At 66.1% G+C, this 2,168-nt stretch carries 2 protein-coding genes and 1 pseudogene; 2 read left to right on the top strand and 1 reads right to left on the bottom strand.

What is annotated here, in order from left to right:
• Positions 1-915, bottom strand: a 915-nt coding sequence (locus I8J29_RS33360) for a glycosyltransferase family 39 protein (RefSeq protein ID WP_208851560.1), incomplete at its 3' end; no start/stop codon positions are given.
• A 245-nt stretch (positions 916-1,160) separates the two neighbouring features.
• On the opposite strand from I8J29_RS33360, the gene I8J29_RS33355 reads away from it, so the two are divergent.
• Positions 1,161-1,847, top strand: coding sequence for a response regulator transcription factor (locus I8J29_RS33355; RefSeq protein WP_208851559.1), 687 nt, complete (start codon positions 1,161-1,163; stop codon positions 1,845-1,847).
• Positions 1,844-2,168, top strand: a pseudogene (locus tag I8J29_RS33350) (hypothetical protein); the annotation flags it as partial. The gene I8J29_RS33355 and the pseudogene I8J29_RS33350, both read left to right, overlap by 4 nt.

Genomic DNA, 2,168 nt, shown 5'->3' with positions numbered 1-2,168 from the left:
GCCGTTACCGGCCGCGGTTCCGTCGCCGCCCGGCGCGCCTTGCCCGGCCGCGCCGCCGCCGAAGCCGCCGAAGCCGCCGTCCTGGCCGCCGCGGCCGCCCGTCATTCCGCCTCCGCCGGGACCTTGATTGCCCGTCAAACGGGAGACGCCGTTGTAGCCGAACGCCAGCTCCAGCACGGAGTTCGACCCGCTGCTGCCGATGTACGGCCGCTTGTCGGCCGGGATGGCATCGACGATCACGGCCCAGGAGACGGAGATGACGAGCATGAGCGCCGTGGCGCCGGCAAGCACCGCCGTTTTGCGTTTCCAGCTGGCCTTCGCCGCGAAGACGTAGAACAGATAGAAGGCCGGCAGCACCATGTAGGCCTGCAGCATCTTCATGTTGAACGCGACGCCGATCATCGCGAACGCCGCGATCGCGAGGCCCGTCCGCCGGCCGCGGATGCCCTTGAACAGCAGGTGCGTGCCGAGAAGCAGCGCGAACACCAGCATGCTGTCGATGTTGTTCGTCCGGCTGACCGCCGCGAGCACCGGCGTGAGCGCCATGACCAGCGCCCCGATGCGCGCCGCCCGGATGCCGAAGGTCGGCTTGAGCAGCAGATAGAGCAAGATTACGCTGCCGACGCCAGCCAACGCCTGCGGCAGGATCACGCTCCAGCCGTGGAGGCCGAAGACGTAGGCGAACGCCGTCTGAATCCAGAAGGCGAGCGGCGGCTTATCCACCGTCACCGAGCCCGCCGGGTCGAGCGAGCCGTAGAAGAAGTTCGAGAAGCTCTGCAGCATGCTCGCGACCGCCGTCGTGTAATAGGTGTTCGCGTACTTGTCGTTCCAGATGCCGTACCCGTTCAGCAACAACGACATGACCGCCGTGACCAGCAGAACCGGATCGATTTGGGCCTGTTTGAATCCCTTCATGGTACGATTCACTCCTTTTGTTCCCCTTCTTCCCCCGCCGCCTCCGGCGAACCCGGCATTTTACATCGCGAGGAAAAGAAGTTACCATATTCCTGCTTGCGCTCTCCGTGAGCCGAAGCAATGACTTTATCTTCGGGTTTCGATCTGAACTGAAAATGAACCTCGGCTGAATGTTTGCTGAATGCCTGCTGAAGACTTGCTGAACGCGGCGGACCGGCCGATCGAACGAAGGGGCGATGGCGAGAATGAAACCGACGAAGGAGATCCGCATCCTGCTGGCGGACGACGAACCGCATATCTTGCAGTTTCTGGAGATGGGGCTCGCAAGCGAAGGCTATACGGTGCGCACGGCCCAGGACGGCATCGCCGCGTACGGCGAAGCGATGGATTTCCGCCCGCACGTGGCCGTGCTCGACGTCATGATGCCGGGCATGGACGGCTACCGCGTCTGCCGCATGCTGAAGGAAGCCGGCAACGCGGTCGCGGTCATCATGCTGACCGCCAAGGACGACGTGGACGACCGGGTGAAGGGGCTGACGCTCGGAGCCGACGATTACATGGTCAAGCCGTTCAGCTTCGACGAGCTGCTGGCGCGGATCGGCGCGCGGCTGCGCAACCAGTTTCCGGACCTGCTGGGGGAGGTGGCGATCGGGCCGTTCAAGATCGACGACCGCAGGGGCGAGCTCCGCTACGGGGACCGGCTGCTGGAGCTGTCGCCGACCGAATACGAGCTGCTGAAATACCTCGTGCTCAACCACGGGACGGTGCAGAGCAAGGCGGTCATCTTGGACCGGGTATGGGGGTATGACTTCGGCGGGGAGGAAAATATCGTCGAGGTGTACATCCGCTCGCTGAGGGACGAGCTCGGGGATAAGGAGCACCGGCTCATCCGGACGCTCCGCGGGGCGGGCTACCGGGTGGACCTGCCATGACGGCGGCTCCCCCTGCGGAGGGGCGCGGCCGTTCGCTTCGCCGGCTCGCGCCGGGCTCGCTGCGCGGCCAGCTGCTGGCGCGCACGCTGCTGCTGCTCGCCGCGCTGCTCGTCCTGATCGGCCTGATGCAAGATTGGCTGATGAAGGATTCGCTCTACCGGAGCAAGGCCGACTCGCTCCGGTCGCAGCTCATGACGATGCCGGTCGGCTGGTTCGAGGACGGCTCGCCGGGCCGGCAGAACGCGCCGCCGGCCGGCGGCGGAACGGCCAGCGGCGGTGCGGCCGCCGGGGGCACGGCCGGCAAGGACGCGGCCGGCGAGG

This window comes from Paenibacillus artemisiicola (assembly GCF_017652985.1).
Classification (GTDB): Bacteria; Bacillota; Bacilli; order Paenibacillales; family Paenibacillaceae; genus Paenibacillus_Z; species Paenibacillus_Z artemisiicola.
Note: the sequence above shows the minus strand (reverse complement) of the source record. Positions and strands in the feature narration are given on the sequence as shown.

What these genes read in the sequence shown, in the direction of transcription:
- I8J29_RS33355 (WP_208851559.1), top strand. Translation starts at nt 1,161, where the DNA reads ATGAAACCGACGAAGGAGATCCGCATCCTGCTGGCGGACGACGAACCG.